Annotated in this window: 14 protein-coding genes and 1 pseudogene; 2 read left to right on the top strand and 13 right to left on the bottom strand. The window is 47.6% G+C overall.

Features of this window, described 5'->3' with window-relative positions; translation table 11 throughout:
- Positions 1–18 precede the first annotated feature (18 nt).
- Positions 19–990, bottom strand: a complete 972-nt coding sequence (locus TCA2_RS16715) for a quinone oxidoreductase (protein ID WP_047912732.1) — start codon at positions 988–990, stop codon at positions 19–21.
- Positions 991–1120: 130 nt separating this feature from the next.
- On the opposite strand from TCA2_RS16715, the gene TCA2_RS16710 reads away from it, so the two are divergent.
- Complete coding sequence (locus TCA2_RS16710) at positions 1121–1657, top strand: nucleoside 2-deoxyribosyltransferase (protein WP_047912731.1); 537 nt, start codon at positions 1121–1123, stop codon at positions 1655–1657.
- A gap of 70 nt (positions 1658–1727) precedes the next feature.
- On the opposite strand, the gene TCA2_RS16705 is transcribed toward TCA2_RS16710, so the two are convergent.
- The 10 genes and pseudogenes from TCA2_RS16705 to TCA2_RS16665 all read right to left on the bottom strand — a co-directional run bounded on the left by TCA2_RS16705 (position 1728) and on the right by TCA2_RS16665 (position 10019).
- Positions 1728–2645 carry a prenyltransferase gene (locus TCA2_RS16705; protein ID WP_047912730.1) on the bottom strand — a complete coding sequence of 306 codons (918 nt, stop codon included), beginning with the start codon at positions 2643–2645 and terminating at the stop codon, positions 1728–1730.
- Positions 2646–2868: 223 nt separating this feature from the next.
- Entirely contained in the window at positions 2869–3081 is a 213-nt protein-coding gene (locus tag TCA2_RS26985) for a hypothetical protein (protein WP_152557772.1), read from the bottom strand.
- 42 nt (positions 3082–3123) lie between these two features.
- Positions 3124–3591, bottom strand: coding sequence for a signal peptidase II (gene lspA, locus TCA2_RS16700; RefSeq protein WP_047912729.1), 468 nt, complete (start codon positions 3589–3591; stop codon positions 3124–3126).
- 266 nt (positions 3592–3857) lie between these two features.
- Positions 3858–4805, bottom strand: a complete 948-nt coding sequence (locus TCA2_RS16695) for a nucleoside hydrolase (protein ID WP_047912728.1) — start codon at positions 4803–4805, stop codon at positions 3858–3860.
- A gap of 289 nt (positions 4806–5094) precedes the next feature.
- A pseudogene (locus TCA2_RS16690) lies at positions 5095–5802 on the bottom strand (glycosyltransferase family 1 protein); the annotation flags it as partial.
- A gap of 150 nt (positions 5803–5952) precedes the next feature.
- Positions 5953–6168, bottom strand: a complete 216-nt coding sequence (locus TCA2_RS16685) for a cold-shock protein (protein ID WP_047912727.1) — start codon at positions 6166–6168, stop codon at positions 5953–5955.
- A gap of 123 nt (positions 6169–6291) precedes the next feature.
- Positions 6292–6495 carry a cold-shock protein gene (locus tag TCA2_RS16680; RefSeq protein WP_047912726.1) on the bottom strand — a complete coding sequence of 68 codons (204 nt, stop codon included), beginning with the start codon at positions 6493–6495 and terminating at the stop codon, positions 6292–6294.
- A gap of 323 nt (positions 6496–6818) precedes the next feature.
- On the bottom strand, positions 6819–7589 hold the full coding sequence (locus TCA2_RS16675; protein WP_047912725.1) for a glycerophosphodiester phosphodiesterase family protein: 771 nt from the start codon (positions 7587–7589) through the stop codon (positions 6819–6821).
- A 188-nt stretch (positions 7590–7777) separates the two neighbouring features.
- A complete protein-coding gene (locus TCA2_RS16670) occupies positions 7778–9214 on the bottom strand; it encodes a hypothetical protein (protein ID WP_370510363.1) in 1437 nt (478 codons plus the stop codon).
- Between the two features lie 289 nt (positions 9215–9503).
- Positions 9504–10019 carry a DUF2179 domain-containing protein gene (locus TCA2_RS16665; RefSeq protein WP_047912724.1) on the bottom strand — a complete coding sequence of 172 codons (516 nt, stop codon included), beginning with the start codon at positions 10017–10019 and terminating at the stop codon, positions 9504–9506.
- Positions 10020–10263: 244 nt separating this feature from the next.
- On the opposite strand from TCA2_RS16665, the gene TCA2_RS16660 reads away from it, so the two are divergent.
- Positions 10264–11298, top strand: a complete 1035-nt coding sequence (locus tag TCA2_RS16660; protein WP_047912723.1) for a Glu/Leu/Phe/Val dehydrogenase dimerization domain-containing protein — start codon at positions 10264–10266, stop codon at positions 11296–11298.
- Position 11299: 1 nt separating this feature from the next.
- On the opposite strand, the gene TCA2_RS16655 is transcribed toward TCA2_RS16660, so the two are convergent.
- Positions 11300–12913, bottom strand: a complete 1614-nt coding sequence (locus TCA2_RS16655) for an alkaline phosphatase family protein (RefSeq protein ID WP_047912722.1) — start codon at positions 12911–12913, stop codon at positions 11300–11302.
- A gap of 255 nt (positions 12914–13168) precedes the next feature.
- Positions 13169–13786: a PepSY domain-containing protein gene (locus TCA2_RS16650; RefSeq protein WP_047912721.1), complete on the bottom strand. Its 618-nt coding sequence runs from the start codon at positions 13784–13786 to the stop codon at positions 13169–13171.
- Between the last annotated feature and the right edge of the window lie 140 nt (positions 13787–13926).

Here is a 13926-nt window from a genome sequence, read left to right as displayed (position 1 = left end):
TTTTTGAAACAGACTCGTTTAGAGAATGAGCAGAATTTTTCCTGTGCTTTGCCGACTTTCAATCCATTGATGTGCTTCTGCTGCACGATCAAGCGAAAATTTCATGGGTTCAGCTAGTTTAATGTCTCCGCTTGTAATGGCTGTAAATAGGTCGTTCGCCCGCCGCACACGGTCGGCATGATCTGTCACATGATTCCATAAGTCTCCCCCGGTTAATGTTTTGGACGTATCCATCAGCATCCTTGGATCGACTGGAACAGGATTACCTCCGGCCATGCCGTAGAACACGATATGGCCTTTGATTTGAACTGCTCGGAAAGTGTCCATTAACGTACTTCCAACCGAGTCATAGGCCGCTCTGACACCTTCCTGCTTGTACGACCATTGCCTTGCTTGATCTACCCAATTGCCTTCATTGTACAGCAGAACTTCATCAGCTCCCGCTTGCAGAGCAATGTCACGCTTTGATGAGCTAGAAGTAACCCCTAATACTCTTGCCCCTTTTGCTTTGGCAAGCTGGACAAGCAGCTGACCTACTCCACCTGCAGCTGCGTGCACCAGAATCTCATCCCCAGCCTGTACAGGATAACTGTCATTTAACAAGTAATGGGCCGTCATACCCTGTAGCAGCACGGTTGCTGCCTGGTCATACGTAATCTCAGAAGGCAGCTTAATGGCTTTCTCCTGAGGAACCAATACCAGCTCACTATTTGCATGTGGAACATCAGCAAAACCCACACGGCTGCCTGGCGGCAAGCCTGTAACATCGTCTGCAGTCTCCACCACAATACCGGCTCCTTCGTAGCCTAATATGTAGGGCGGTTCCCCCTCCAGATGATAATTTCCTTTTCTGCGATACACATCTGCATAATTTAGACCGACGGCCTTCATTCGAACAAGCACACAGCCCGGCTTAAGTGCAGGCGTCTGCACATCTTCAATGTGCAGCACCTCAGGACCACCAAATTCCCTAAATACTGAAGCTTTCATTTATATTCATCCTCCCTTAAGGATTATATATTTTTTGAATATATACTCATGCCCTGTTGACACATGATAATATAATATATTTTATATGATCTCCTACTCATATTGAAGAAAGTGAAGGTGCAGCGAGAACATGAACTCCGTAGAAACAAAACCTCTCCGTGTCTATATGGCTGGCTTTGAGGTGTTCCGTACCGATGCTTCCGAGCTCGGGCAACACATGAAGGCGCTGTGCGCTGAATATGGATTTGAAGGTATTTTTCCACTAGACAAGGATATTAAACCCCAGCCTACACGACATGAGACGGCGGCCGCTATATTCGAAGGCAATGTGAGACTGATCGAGAAATGTGATATCATCATCGCCAATCTGAATCCCTTCCGCGGGCAGGAGCCGGATTCCGGCACCGTATTTGAATGCGGGCTTGGATACGGACTTGGCAAGAAGCTGTATGCCCATGTTCTTGATGCACGTACGATGGGGGAGAAGCTAGCACCTGCGACAGATCCTGCGACAGGACTGTATGAAGACGGGATGACGATTGAGAACTTCAATCTGCCCACCAATCTCATGCTCGGCATTCCTGTTACCATTGTAGAAGGGACGTTAGAGGATGCGTTAAAGAGACTTCGTACAGAGCTGGGTATGGATGCTGAGCAGTCTCAATGATGAATTCAAAAAAAAGAACGTTCGCCATGAACGTTCTTTCTTTTTTGGAAAATATTCATTATTAATGATTTCATGCCATTCCTTGAATCAATAGTCCAATACACATGATCAAACCGCAGAGCACCGAGGATTGCTGTGAAGCTCCCATAAGCGGAAGGTAGGCCTCGGACGGGTTTACTTTTCCGAGAGATTTATATACTTTGTACATAGGTATGACAGAGACAACGGCCAGAAGCCCATACACAGGCAGTGCCCCAAACACGACACTCACAATCAAGAGCACATAGGCGAGCACCGTCATTATTTTGGACAGACGCAGCGCCCGCTCTTCTCCCCACATCACGACCAGCGTTTTCTTGCCGATCTCACGGTCCGCACGCCAATGCAGAAAATGGTGGTTAAACAGCAGCATCGTGGTCAGCATGCCGACAGGCAGTGACAGCAGCAGCGGTGCAATTGCAAATTCACCAGTCTGTACATAATACGCTCCAAGTACAGGCAGTACACCGAATGAAATGAAGATCCCGATCTCACTGTAGCCTTTGCCGCGGTATCCGAATTTGATCGGAGGTGCAACATAGAAGTATGCGATAAGCGCACCAACCAGGGCAAGCACCAGAATCGGCCAGCCGCTGACGATGGTCAGAATCAGCCCGCACACCGCAGCTAGAACAAGAAATCCCCACGTAATTACAGCAAACTTCTTCTCCGACATCGTTCCCGTAGTCAGGAATCCAGAATTCGTTGATATTGCTCCTTCTGTTTCAGCCGCCTCTGTATCTGTACCGTTACGGTAATCCCACAGATCGTTAACCATGTTCGAAAATATATGAGCGGATACAGCCCCCACCAAGGTCAGCAAGAACAACAGGAAGTTGAACTCCTTATCAAACGCATAGGCTGTAATCGTGCCAAGAACAACAGGAACAATCATGACGGTCACTGAAAATAATCGAGTCATTCGTTTAAAAAAAGTCCAGTTACTCATGATGTATTTTTTGAGCCTCCTAATATGACAATAATCTCAACACTTTGTGACAACGTTCACACAATGTTTGATTATACACCAAATCTGCGGAGTTGTAATCGGAAAATTTTTGGGTTCGGTATTTGGGGTTCGGTGTTTTGGCTGTATCTCTCCGGTTGCCTATGGCAAAAGTCGTTCTACATCCAAAAACCTCTCTGGAGAGGGAAGGCTTGGCTTGAGCTGCTCAGGGAAGTCTTGTGTGGGCGAGCGGTGTTTTGGCTGTATCTCTCCGGTTGCCTCCGGCAAAAGTCGTTCTACATCCAAAACCTACTCTGCAGAGGGAAGACTTGCGGGGGCTGCTCGGGGAAGGCTTGTGCGGGTTCGGTGTTTTGGCTGTATCTCTCCGGTTGCCTGCGGCAAAAGTCGTTCTACATCCAAAAACCTCTCTGCGGGGCAAGGCTTGTGGGGCTGCTCGCAGACGCCTGTGTGGGTGCAGGGCTCAAAAATGCGAGCGGCGCACCCTCCAGGATCTCAGCCAGCTAAGTCCGGCTCCTGCGATAAACAGCAGTACACCAACATTCAAAGCGATATCTGCGAAATTCAGTATTCCGCCTTCTTCCGAAAATTTAAGAAAATCGGTCACCGTGCCTCGGAAGAATCGATCTACCATGTTCCCCGCCGCGCCGCCGACCAGAAAGCCTGCCCCCATGTTCATCACCCGGCCTTGAATCTCTCCCTTGTGCCTGTAGTACAGAATAAGTACGATAAACACAAGCGCAACGATGCCAAATAATCGTGCATACCCCTGGAACAGGCTAAATGCCATCCCCGAGTTCTCATAGTGCTCTAATTGCTGGACAATACTGCCGACAGGAATCACTTCGCCAATGTCCATATGCTCTCGAACCCATAGCTTGCTAGCCTGGTCTATAATCAATATAACGATCGCCGTAATATAAAATAGCATTATTTCCTCCTTCTCCTCATCTGCTGCTCCATATCTATAACCGGAAATAAAAACTTCAAACTACGTTTATACTGCAATCCGCGCCTCTTACTCCTAATCGTTATGTATTTGCGTGTTAGCTGACTGCTTCTATTCTTATCTACTTCACTGTAACACAGCCGGTCTATGCAAATCCAAATTCTGCACACCTGATTGTGCTCACAGCAAAAGAAGAGGCTCCTTCTAAAAAAGCTAGAGAAACCTCTTCCTGCTGGTCACCTATTTGTTTATTTAATGGATGAGAGCACATCAAGCAGCATTCGCTTGAAGGCTTCACGATCGATCTCTTCACATACACGTACATTCGGTGCCTGTCCCAGACGTCCATTAATATCAACGACACTATACCCTCTGGTATACTGACCGCCCACTTCAACATCTACAAAGTATTGACCTGTTCTTGTCATTATTGATTCTTCTGCTGCAGCAGCCATTAGGAGTGTATCCGGGTGTGTTGTCCCAGGAAGCCTGTGTACTGACTTATTGAACTGCATAACGACCTTGTTGATATCGATAAAAAATTGAGCCCCGGCAGTACCCAGTGCCGCAATCTCTTCATGATCCTGATCATCCATGATGGAATAGCGAGTACACATCTCCCAGCCTACCATGGTCATGGGAATACCGGAATGCAGCACGATTTGAGCTGCTTCCGGATCTGTGTAGAAGTTGTACTCAGCCGCCGGTGTGATGTTCCCCAGCGAATTGTTGGCTCCGCCCATAATATAGATATGAGGGATTAAGGATGCAATACTCGGGTCCTTTTGGATAGCCATCGCAATATTGGTCAGCGGCGCAATGGCAAGAAGATGAATCTGTCCCGGATTCGCGTGCACTGTTTCAATGATATAATCTACCGCATGTCCTGACTCAGGGCGCTGATCTGCTAATGGAAAATGAGCCCCTCCCATTCCGTCATCTCCATGAACATCATCGACATAACGGTGCTGCCCTGAACCAAGGGTAAGCATTGGCCGTTCATACCCTTTGTACACAGGTACTTGTCCGCCTTTGCCCGCAACCTGAACCGTGTACAGCGCATTCTCGACCTCTTGGTTAAATTCCACATTACCGCCTGTAATCGTAATTCCCTGCACGTCAAAATAATGGAGAGCCGTCAGGATCGCAATCGTGTCATCACCGGCGGTATCCGTATCAATAATGACTTTCTTCATATGTAGTTCCCCCTCACCTGTCTTGTTCATGTTGTCATCATTCCTTATTGAACCATTATAGCGTCACGACCTGCAAGCGAAAAATAACTTATGCTTCATAGCTTCTCCCACACACAAATGACTTCATTCAGATACGTTTGCAATTTCAGACATAAATCGTTAACATCTTCTACGGAGAAGATCTAATAGGAGGATTTTATATGTTAAATATGGATAGCTATACCCAGCATTGGCTGACCCATCGCGAGGTCCTATGCGGCTAAGGTCAGGGTCTTCTACACCATAGGAGGTTCATCAGCTCGAATACCTCATCTTGTGTCAGAGCAAAGCGAAGCTGAATATTATCCGGAATATCATACTTCTTCATGCTCTCCTCATACCGGCGTCCACCGAATACCATGAAGACCTCCTTGTCCGGATTCTGTCTTGCATATTCCAGCACGAGATCCGGCCTGCGGTTCGCCTCATCCCGGCCAATCCACATGACCCGGTTATCCACGACGGCGGACGGATCATAATGCTTCTTCGCCAGCTCTTCATCGAACCCGATGGGGATAACGGTAATGTCCTGAACACCGTAATTTGAGCTCATCTCTCTCTTCAAAAACTCCGTCTGCACGATCGCCTTATCCACAATCGAATAGAACGGCTTCATCATCTCATAGCCGGTCAGCGCTGGATCGGGGAAGCTGTGCGGGAACAGCACGCTCTTATCGAGAAACATCTTTAGAAAAGTAAAGCCGGATACCGTATAAATTACATGCTCTATATTCTGAGAATAGATCTGATCCAGTACGATATCGTAATTAACCAGATCCCCCTTTTCATGCTCATAGCCTTGCACCCAGTCATATCCGCTGACATGCCGCTCCGGCGATATAAACACGATCTCGACACCCAGCTCCCGTCCGATACTCTGCAGCCTGTCTGCAAAAACCCGGGGTCCCTGCGCTTCGGCAAATTGAATTTTGCGCATTACGAGTCCAACCTTGTCCAATAACCTTCTCCCCTTATCGTTGTCTTATATCGATAAATATAGCATGAAAAAACCGCCATAGGGGAAGGAGTATCCTTACCTTATCGCGGTACACTTACAGAGCTATGCTATTTCTTGTATTCCATTTTGCATCAACAAACATACAAAAAACTAACCTTTTTTCATTGCTTTCAAATCACTGGTTGCGTTGGAGAGTACAGGCAGCATTCTCATCTGCCGCTCCATTGGCGAGGAACATAGACTGCAGCTTGGTTCGCTCTCGAACGTAAAGTCGTCCCGCATCCAGCCTTTGCAGTCATCGCTGGTGCATGACCACACTTTTGTGTTTTCCTCGGGGATTTCCTCTGTTACTTGACGTCTGTACATGAATACTTCCCCTCCTATCTACGCAAATAAACGGCTACTTCCGTCTATCCCGCATTCGCTATTTTGGAGTGAAAACAAGAACTGCCTTCAACTTGTCAGTTAAAGGCAGTTTAGCAGGTCGGCTTAGTATACTTTTACTACGTTCTCTGCTTGTGGTCCGCGGTTTCCTTCTACCACGTTGAATTCAACGCGTTGTCCTTCGTCGAGGGTTTTGAAACCTTCGCCAGTGATTGCGCTGAAATGTACGAAAACGTCGCTTCCGCCTTCAACTTCGATGAAACCGAAGCCTTTCTCTGCGTTAAACCATTTAACTGTACCTGTTTGCATTAGGGTCATTCTCCTTTACTCTTATATTAATATGGTTATTTTCATAAAAAAAATTCACATATTGGGAAAAGTGCCATTTCGAAATGAAGCTCTTTCCAAAATGTGAATTACACCGTTTCGTATACATTACCATATTCAAATCAATAACGCAATAGAAATTAAGAAAAAATTACTTTATTTACCAAACTAAATGATGTGTCCATTATTTCTTGACGTAGTGCACCCTCTTAAATAAGTAAGCTGTGGCATGCCTCTGCCATTTCTCCGCCTATTCATTTATACCCGGAATCAGGCATCGTCATACCACAGCAATTGGCATTTTTTTAAACTGTACCCTCGAGCTGCTGTTTAATGCGCAGTGCAGGAAGCGGGTCATTACAGGTCATGATCGGTGTTCCGCAGCCGACCGCATACAGGACGCTGTCACTTGTGTCCGGACAGTAGCTCCACACCTGCAGCCCCCTATCCCGGAAGGCTTGTACATCCTCCCGATTAAGAAGCGACATCTCTATGCCGATGGCCCACATTTTGGAGTAGGTGCCGTCCTCACCCGTTACGAAATTACGCATGACCTCCGCCTTGAACCCCTGAGTCTTTGCCCCATAGTGATCATAGAGGTAAGCGGTAATTTCAGCATCAAAGCAGGTGAAGACACATCTCTCGTACAGTCTATGCTCATGCAGCAGCTCTACAGCAGCATCAGCCGTATCCTTCGCATCCGGGCTGGATTTGATCTCCACATTCAGCAATATGTCCGGATATCCAGCAAGCAGCTGGCACAGCTCTTGAAATGTAGGGATTTTAAGGCCTTCAAACTCCGGTGCGAACCAGCCTCCCGCATCCAGCTCCTTCAGCTCTGCGAGTGTCTTCTCCCTTACCTCACCGCTGCCATTCGTCGTGCGGTCTACTGTTGTATCATGAATAACGACGACCTCTCGGTCCTTCGACATACGCAGATCAAACTCCACCATGTGGCAGCCTACTTCCATGGCACGCTTGAAGGATAGCAGTGTATTCTCCGGGTAAGCTGATTTATAACCGCGATGTCCTGCAACGACGATACCTGCTGCGGATTCCAGTTGCTCAATTTTCATCTATACACCCTCCTTTTCAAACTTATCGAATTCCATAGTCTCAAATTCCATATTACGATAATTGTTATAAGTGACTGTCATCTCCGTATTAAGCGTATGTATAACTTAATAGAAATAGCCCGGTAAGCTCTGTACGGACGATGCTCACCGGGCTGTATGTTGTCAATAAATAAGGCGAATCAGAACATTTAATACGTAATCTTCAGCCAATTATCCTTGCTCCAGCTCAGCTTGCCTGCTCCCGCTCCTGCCGTTCCCGTAAGCCTCGATTGGAGTGTCGAAGGATCCTCCATCGTGTAGCTGTAAGGCAGCGAGCTTATACCGCTCCAGCTAAACGGAATGATGGTCGCAGGGACAGGTGCAAGCGGACTCCCTGCTGTATCACTGCTGCCCCGGAATGAGGAACCGTCGAGGGAATACATCGTATCCACGGCACGAATCTTACCGGTGTACGAAGCATCGGATGGGTCCGTCTGATTGTTGCGCATCGGATACTGAATGCCGATGATGCTTGATTTCTCAACGAGGACAGTCCCTCCCTCGGTTGAGATGGCGCCATTGCTCGTTACATCAAACTTATAGCCTTTGGATGAAATAGCGGCAGCCATCGCCGGTGTAATTCGCTGCTTGGCCAGTCTTGCATCTCCACTGTCCATGATGATGTTATAGGCATGTGCGTTTCCGCCCCGGAGGCGCGGCAAGCGATCTTGAATATCCTTGTAGTAATTATGATGCAGGGTTATCGACAGACTTGGATTGCCCGAGTCAAAGGAAGTCGAGCCGACGAGATGTCCTTTTTTCTGAGAAGCTGCAATTGCAATAATATCATCCTTGCTTAGACCTACCGCACTACTGCGTAAATAGTTGTACATCGGATAGGAGGAGCGGTTTGCTTCCAGTTCATTGATCTGCTGTGTGACCCAGCTGTTTGCACTTCTGTCATCGCCCTTGAATACAGACCATGAGATCGTGACACCATTTGTTCCTTTTTTCGCATCGACGAGTCCATCATAGGCTTTATGAAACGTACAGTGGTCAATCCACACTTTACTGGTCTCCTCAAGGGTAATGTAATCCCAGTCATTCTTGTCGTAATCTCCCTTGGAGGATTCATCCCACTCCCACAGCTCATCGAATTCAAGATTTCGAATGATCACATTCTGGCTGCGCTTCACGCTGATCGCTGCATGCTTGATTGTAGCTCCGTTCGCAGAGAAGATCGTAAGCCCATTAAAGCCGTCAATCGTCAGCTTGCTGACGCCCGTCTGCTTCAGTACAGGATGGGTTAGGGCATCATTGTGCTCGGCAAAAGGTGATTTCTGAGCCGTAGCAGGGAGCTCGTTCCAGCCCAAATCAAGATCGTTCATAATCTCCACTACCTTGACGCCCGACCCTTTCTTTAATGCGGCCGCCAGTTCTGTCGCATTATAAACTTTTCGATATTTCGCTGTGTCGGTCTCGCTGACAATCCCCCCTCCCGTATTCCCGGCCGAGAAGCCTGTCAGATTATAATCTGCATTTCCAGCTGCAGCCGACTGTTGTAGAGGAACAACCGTTATGACCAGCGCGAGACTAATTACCGCTGCAAACAGGGTCCTCCAAGGTTTGTGCTTTCTTTTCATCATTTCTTGCCTCCTCTGTTTCGAATTGCTCTCAATTTAACCTCTGCAAGCGATTACATCAATAATCAGCAGAACAGCTGTGAGCTAGGTAATGTACTCCTACAGCAGCACAATAATCATTTCTTCACATGCTCTGTAATAAAAAAAGAGCCTGCTCACACCGCTAAGGTGCTCGCCAGGCTCATAAAATTTAGATGTTCTATACCTCTTGAACGCTTTAAGCTCTTATGCTTGTTATGCTCCTACAATCTTCAGCTCATATTTCTATATCATTATAGATAAAATGAGCTCTTTATCGCTTAATGGATCTTGTCCAGAAGCCGCCATGGAACTGCTTGGGCTCCACCGTGATAATAAAGGCTTTGGGATCAAGCTCCAGAATGGACTGGTATAGCTTCTTCTGATTTTTACGCTTTGCCAGTATTTCCATGACGAGCCGGTCCCCATCCCGTCCATTGCCGAGCCATGAGGTAACACCGTAGCCTTTTTCTCTAAGCGTGGTTACAATCGTTCCTCTTGCCTGGTCACAGATCACTTTGACCGTTACATAGCCAAGAGCGATCTTCTCCTCAATCCAGGCCCCGATCAAGATACCCAGCCCGTAGCCAACCGCATATACGACCAAAGCTGCAATCTGATCCAAATAACTAAGCACCAGATTTAGTCCGAGTACGTAAATAACGATCTCGACCATACTGATGAGTGCCGCGATATACTTCTGCCCCTTAAGCGTCAGAATCATCCTCAGCGTATAAGCCGATACGTATACAATCTGGATTGCAAAAATAAAAAGCAACGTTGTGCCCATGTCATCACACTCCTATCTACCAAGCTGTAAGCCCCAAAACGCTCTTCTTATGCGGCGCCTTATCCGATGTTCCTAAATACAGCATATCCAATTGTATTACACCTGTATCATTATACTGAAACAAACCGTTTCCTGCGAAGCACCAATAATCAGTACATCTGTCCATGCGCCTTCTAGCGACGATGCGAATATATTAGACAAATATAAGGGTGCACATAGAAACAACGGAGGAGGCGCATCAGCCATGGATCTCTGGAAGGCAATGCAGGCCCGGGGGATGGAGCAGCTCGTATTTTGTCAGGATCAGAAGAGTGGTCTGAGGGCGGTTATCGCCTTGCACAGCACCAAGCTGGGACCGGCTCTGGGTGGCTGCCGTTTATGGTCGTATGCTTCGGAGCAGGAGGCAGCCCAGGATGCCATGAAGCTCGCCAGAGGCATGACCTATAAGGCAGCTATTTCTGGATTGCCCTATGGCGGGGGCAAGGCCGTAGTAATGGAGCATGCGGGCATGAGGCGGGATGAAGCATTTGCTGCACTCGGCCGATTCATAGAGAGACTGCACGGAGAGTATATTACCGGGGTTGATCTCGGCACGACTCCACAGGATATGGACCAGATTCATCGTGAAACGCGGTATGTGACCGATCAGAGTGGAACGCTGGGCGCAACCGGAAACTTCACTGCCGAAATGACGGCCTATGGTGTATTTCTTGGCATTCAGACTTCACTGACCCATAAATATGGGCTGAGTGATATGAATGGAGTCCGCGTCGCGCTCCAAGGACTGGGCAAAGTCGGTTATGCCTTGGCAAGGCGACTGCATCAGGCCGGGGCTCAGCTGATCGTAACTGATATTGATTCAGGCAAAATGAGTCGGGCTGTACGTGAATTCAACGCCTTGGCCGTCTCATCTGACGATATTCATCTGCACAGCTGTGAGGTCTATGCTCCCTGCGCGATGGGCGGAACGCTTACTCATCTGAGCATTCCCCGGCTGTCCTGCGGAATTATTGCCGGTGCGGCCAATAACCAGTTAGCTGATGAACAGCTGTGCGATATGCTGGAGCAGCGAAATATTCTGTATGCTCCCGATTATGCCATTAATGCAGGTGGAATCCTTAGTACCGGCGCAGAGCTTGCCGGAACCGGGGCACAAGGGGCGGCGGCAGCCGTTGAGAAGATACCTGATACCCTTAAGCATCTGTACGAGTATGCTCGTAAGAACGGCATGACAACAGCGGCGGCAGCCGATACAATCGCCGAGGCAAAATTGGCTTGATTCAGTCCGTGAGCAGCTGCAGCAGAAATTCCTTCAGATCAATGATTCTTAACTGTTCAGGCGGCCTCTGATCCGTTCCGCATATAATTAGAGGGATGAGTGACTCGTCCATGCGGATGGATCCATGACCGCCGCCGCCTTCATGTGTCGGTGAGCTGCGATCTGCCAGTTCATATCCCGGCTTCGCTGTGACGACCAGGAAATCTCCTGGATGGGAATGAAGTGCACTAGACAGTCGCTGGAGCCCATCAGGATAGTCACCATATTTTAACGATCCACGCCTCTCATCTATGCTCAAATCCAGTACATCCGCCGCCTCTTTAATCGTCCATTTCTGCTGGTAGGGATCGACAAGGCTCCCGCCAGCTCGATACATAAATGCTTTGTTCGTTCCCCCTTGAAGTACATGAATCCATTCCCCCTCACGCCAGGATACAAAATCAATACGAGGATCTATAGTCATGAGACGAGCCCATTCTTCGTAGGGCTTCACCTTATGGTTCGGATATACATAAGCCATTGTTTCATTCACAGCGAGAATAATATCTGTCTCGTCTGTGACTTCCTTACCCGCACGAAGAACTTGATAATCTGTGAACAGATCAGGCAGATCAATCACGGAGTTCTGATCCTTCGGCAGCAGTCTCGTCATCCCGCTGTCTCCAGCAATAATAATAATCGACTCATTCATCGCTGCCTCACGTGATCCAAAAGCCTGCAGAATTCCGTCAAGCTGCTTGTCCACTTCTTTGACTCCCTTCAGCCCGGGCGGACCGCTCTTATGTATTTTTTGATCCAGATCGGGAAGATAGGCAAATAGAAAATCAGGCAGCTTATTTTGCTTCACCAAATATTTTACAGCTTCTACCGAGTACTTGTTCGTAAGACCCATTCGATCTGGCAGACCATCGGGCAAATTATGCGCAGGCGTATCCTTGGACGAGTTCTCAAATGGATTAGCAATCGACCCCAAAGATAGCAGATCCGGACCCTTGACCTGGATGAGCTGCGGCAATGAAGATGGTCCATACACCCAAGCGGGAAGCTGAAGCGTATGATCCGACAGCCCTCGGTAGATCAACCCGTTTATTGAACCGGATGTTAGATGTTTACGTGCCAAATCTTCGTAAATTGTAGACTGCTCCGAACTCAGATGCTTGCCGTTTAAATGTACGATAGCATCGGCCAGTGTCCTGTTGATGCCGTGATTCCAGATCTCCGCAGGACCTGATCCATAGTTGATTAATTTCTTCTCCTGCGCGGAATACCACACGAGCCCTGGAACTTGATGCTCATCAGGATAGGTACCTGTCAGCAAAGAACTGTCAATAGACACCGACATCGTAGGGAAGGAGGTAACCATATCCCTGTAATATTGGCCATGATCGATTAAGTATTTGAAGCTTGGCAGCTCACCCTGCCGGATTCCTTGATCAATGGCTTCTGCCATTAACGAATCGACCAGCAGAAATATAACTTTCTTGGAATGTTCTCTGTCCGCAGACTTCACGTGCAGCAGATCATGATCCTTGGATTGCGAGCTTTGATGCTGGCACCCTGTTGCCAAGCTTAGGATAAGGACAATGATCATTAACTTGCTCAGTAAATCTCTCATGTATCACTTTACCTCCCCTCGATCCGTCGATTTATTCAACGAATAACGTATGAGTTTCGCAAATAGTTCAGGATTTGCATTATTCTTCATTGTTGTTATAGTGAGCCTCAGCTTAAATAATCTTACTAGGGATTTATTGTTAAATTGATTTGGCCCTGTATACGAAGCTAATAAAAAAAGACCCTCACTCGTGAGGGCCTTCCATCATGCATCTATAGCTAATCAAGCTGTAATTGTTATCCAGCTCACTCTCGATTAATCGTCGTCACGTTCGTCTTTGTCTACAGACAGCACCTTGCCGGTGTTCGCATCAATCTCAACCTCTGCTTCATACTTCGAGTTAACGACCTCTACTTCGTATTGAAGACGGTTGTCATCCTCATCCAGCTCAATCTGCACCACCTTGCTGTTGCTTAGCTGCTTCTTCGCAATCTTCTCCGCGTCGGCTGCAGAGAGCTTCACAGAAGCGATGGTTTCCGACTCGTAACGATCATCGTCATCCTCGTAGCGGTCATCATCATAACGATCGTCGTCCTCATTGCTTGTGAATACATCGAGCGTCTTTCCTGTATAAGCATCGATATAAACGGTGACATCCTTGTCGCCTTGCTCGATTTCCACATCATAAAAGGCTTTGTTATTATATCTCTCCAAATCGATATCATCGATATGACCTTTATTCCCAGCTGCCTTCAGCGCTGCTTTCTTCGCCTGACCGAAGTTAATCATCGTATCCGGGTTGAAGGAGGATGAGGATACCTCACTGTTTCCCGTTGTAGTTGCTGTTCCCGTATTACTTGCGGCGAAGATTGCCGTCCCTCCAGCGATCAAACCTACTGCCAAAACCCCGCTCAATACGACTTGTTTCTTCATCACTCATCAGCTCCATTTCGTGTTATTGGGTTGTTTGTTTCTCCCTTACAACACCATCTTACCCCTGCCAAATGAGAGCAAAGAAAGAGTAAGATTAGAATTTGATGAGAAAATGAAGTGAACTCACATTTTTATATTAT

Origin of the sequence: Paenibacillus sp. TCA20 (genome assembly GCF_000732325.1) — a bacterium.
Classification (GTDB): Bacteria; Bacillota; Bacilli; order Paenibacillales; family Paenibacillaceae; genus Paenibacillus; species Paenibacillus urinalis.
Note: the sequence above shows the minus strand (reverse complement) of the source record. Positions and strands in the feature narration are given on the sequence as shown.

Bases quoted from the DNA above. Each gene is read 5' to 3' on its own strand.
- TCA2_RS16675 (WP_047912725.1), bottom strand. From the start codon at position 7,589: ATGAAAATTGAGCAACTGGAATCCGCAGCAGGTATCGTCGTTGCAGGA.
- TCA2_RS16710 (WP_047912731.1), top strand. From the start codon at position 1,121: ATGAACTCCGTAGAAACAAAACCTCTCCGTGTCTATATGGCTGGCTTT.
- TCA2_RS16665 (WP_047912724.1), bottom strand. From the start codon at position 10,019: ATGGGCACAACGTTGCTTTTTATTTTTGCAATCCAGATTGTATACGTA.
- TCA2_RS16705 (WP_047912730.1), bottom strand. From the start codon at position 2,645: ATGAGTAACTGGACTTTTTTTAAACGAATGACTCGATTATTTTCAGTG.
- lspA (WP_047912729.1), bottom strand. From the start codon at position 3,591: ATGCTATTTTATATTACGGCGATCGTTATATTGATTATAGACCAGGCT.
- TCA2_RS16670 (WP_370510363.1), bottom strand. From the start codon at position 9,214: ATGATGAAAAGAAAGCACAAACCTTGGAGGACCCTGTTTGCAGCGGTA.
- TCA2_RS16650 (WP_047912721.1), bottom strand. From the start codon at position 13,786: ATGAAGAAACAAGTCGTATTGAGCGGGGTTTTGGCAGTAGGTTTGATC.
- TCA2_RS16695 (WP_047912728.1), bottom strand. From the start codon at position 4,805: ATGAAGAAAGTCATTATTGATACGGATACCGCCGGTGATGACACGATT.
- TCA2_RS16680 (WP_047912726.1), bottom strand. From the start codon at position 6,495: ATGCAAACAGGTACAGTTAAATGGTTTAACGCAGAGAAAGGCTTCGGT.
- TCA2_RS16660 (WP_047912723.1), top strand. From the start codon at position 10,264: ATGGATCTCTGGAAGGCAATGCAGGCCCGGGGGATGGAGCAGCTCGTA.
- TCA2_RS16685 (WP_047912727.1), bottom strand. From the start codon at position 6,168: ATGTACAGACGTCAAGTAACAGAGGAAATCCCCGAGGAAAACACAAAA.
- TCA2_RS16715 (WP_047912732.1), bottom strand. From the start codon at position 990: ATGAAAGCTTCAGTATTTAGGGAATTTGGTGGTCCTGAGGTGCTGCAC.
- TCA2_RS16655 (WP_047912722.1), bottom strand. From the start codon at position 12,913: ATGAGAGATTTACTGAGCAAGTTAATGATCATTGTCCTTATCCTAAGC.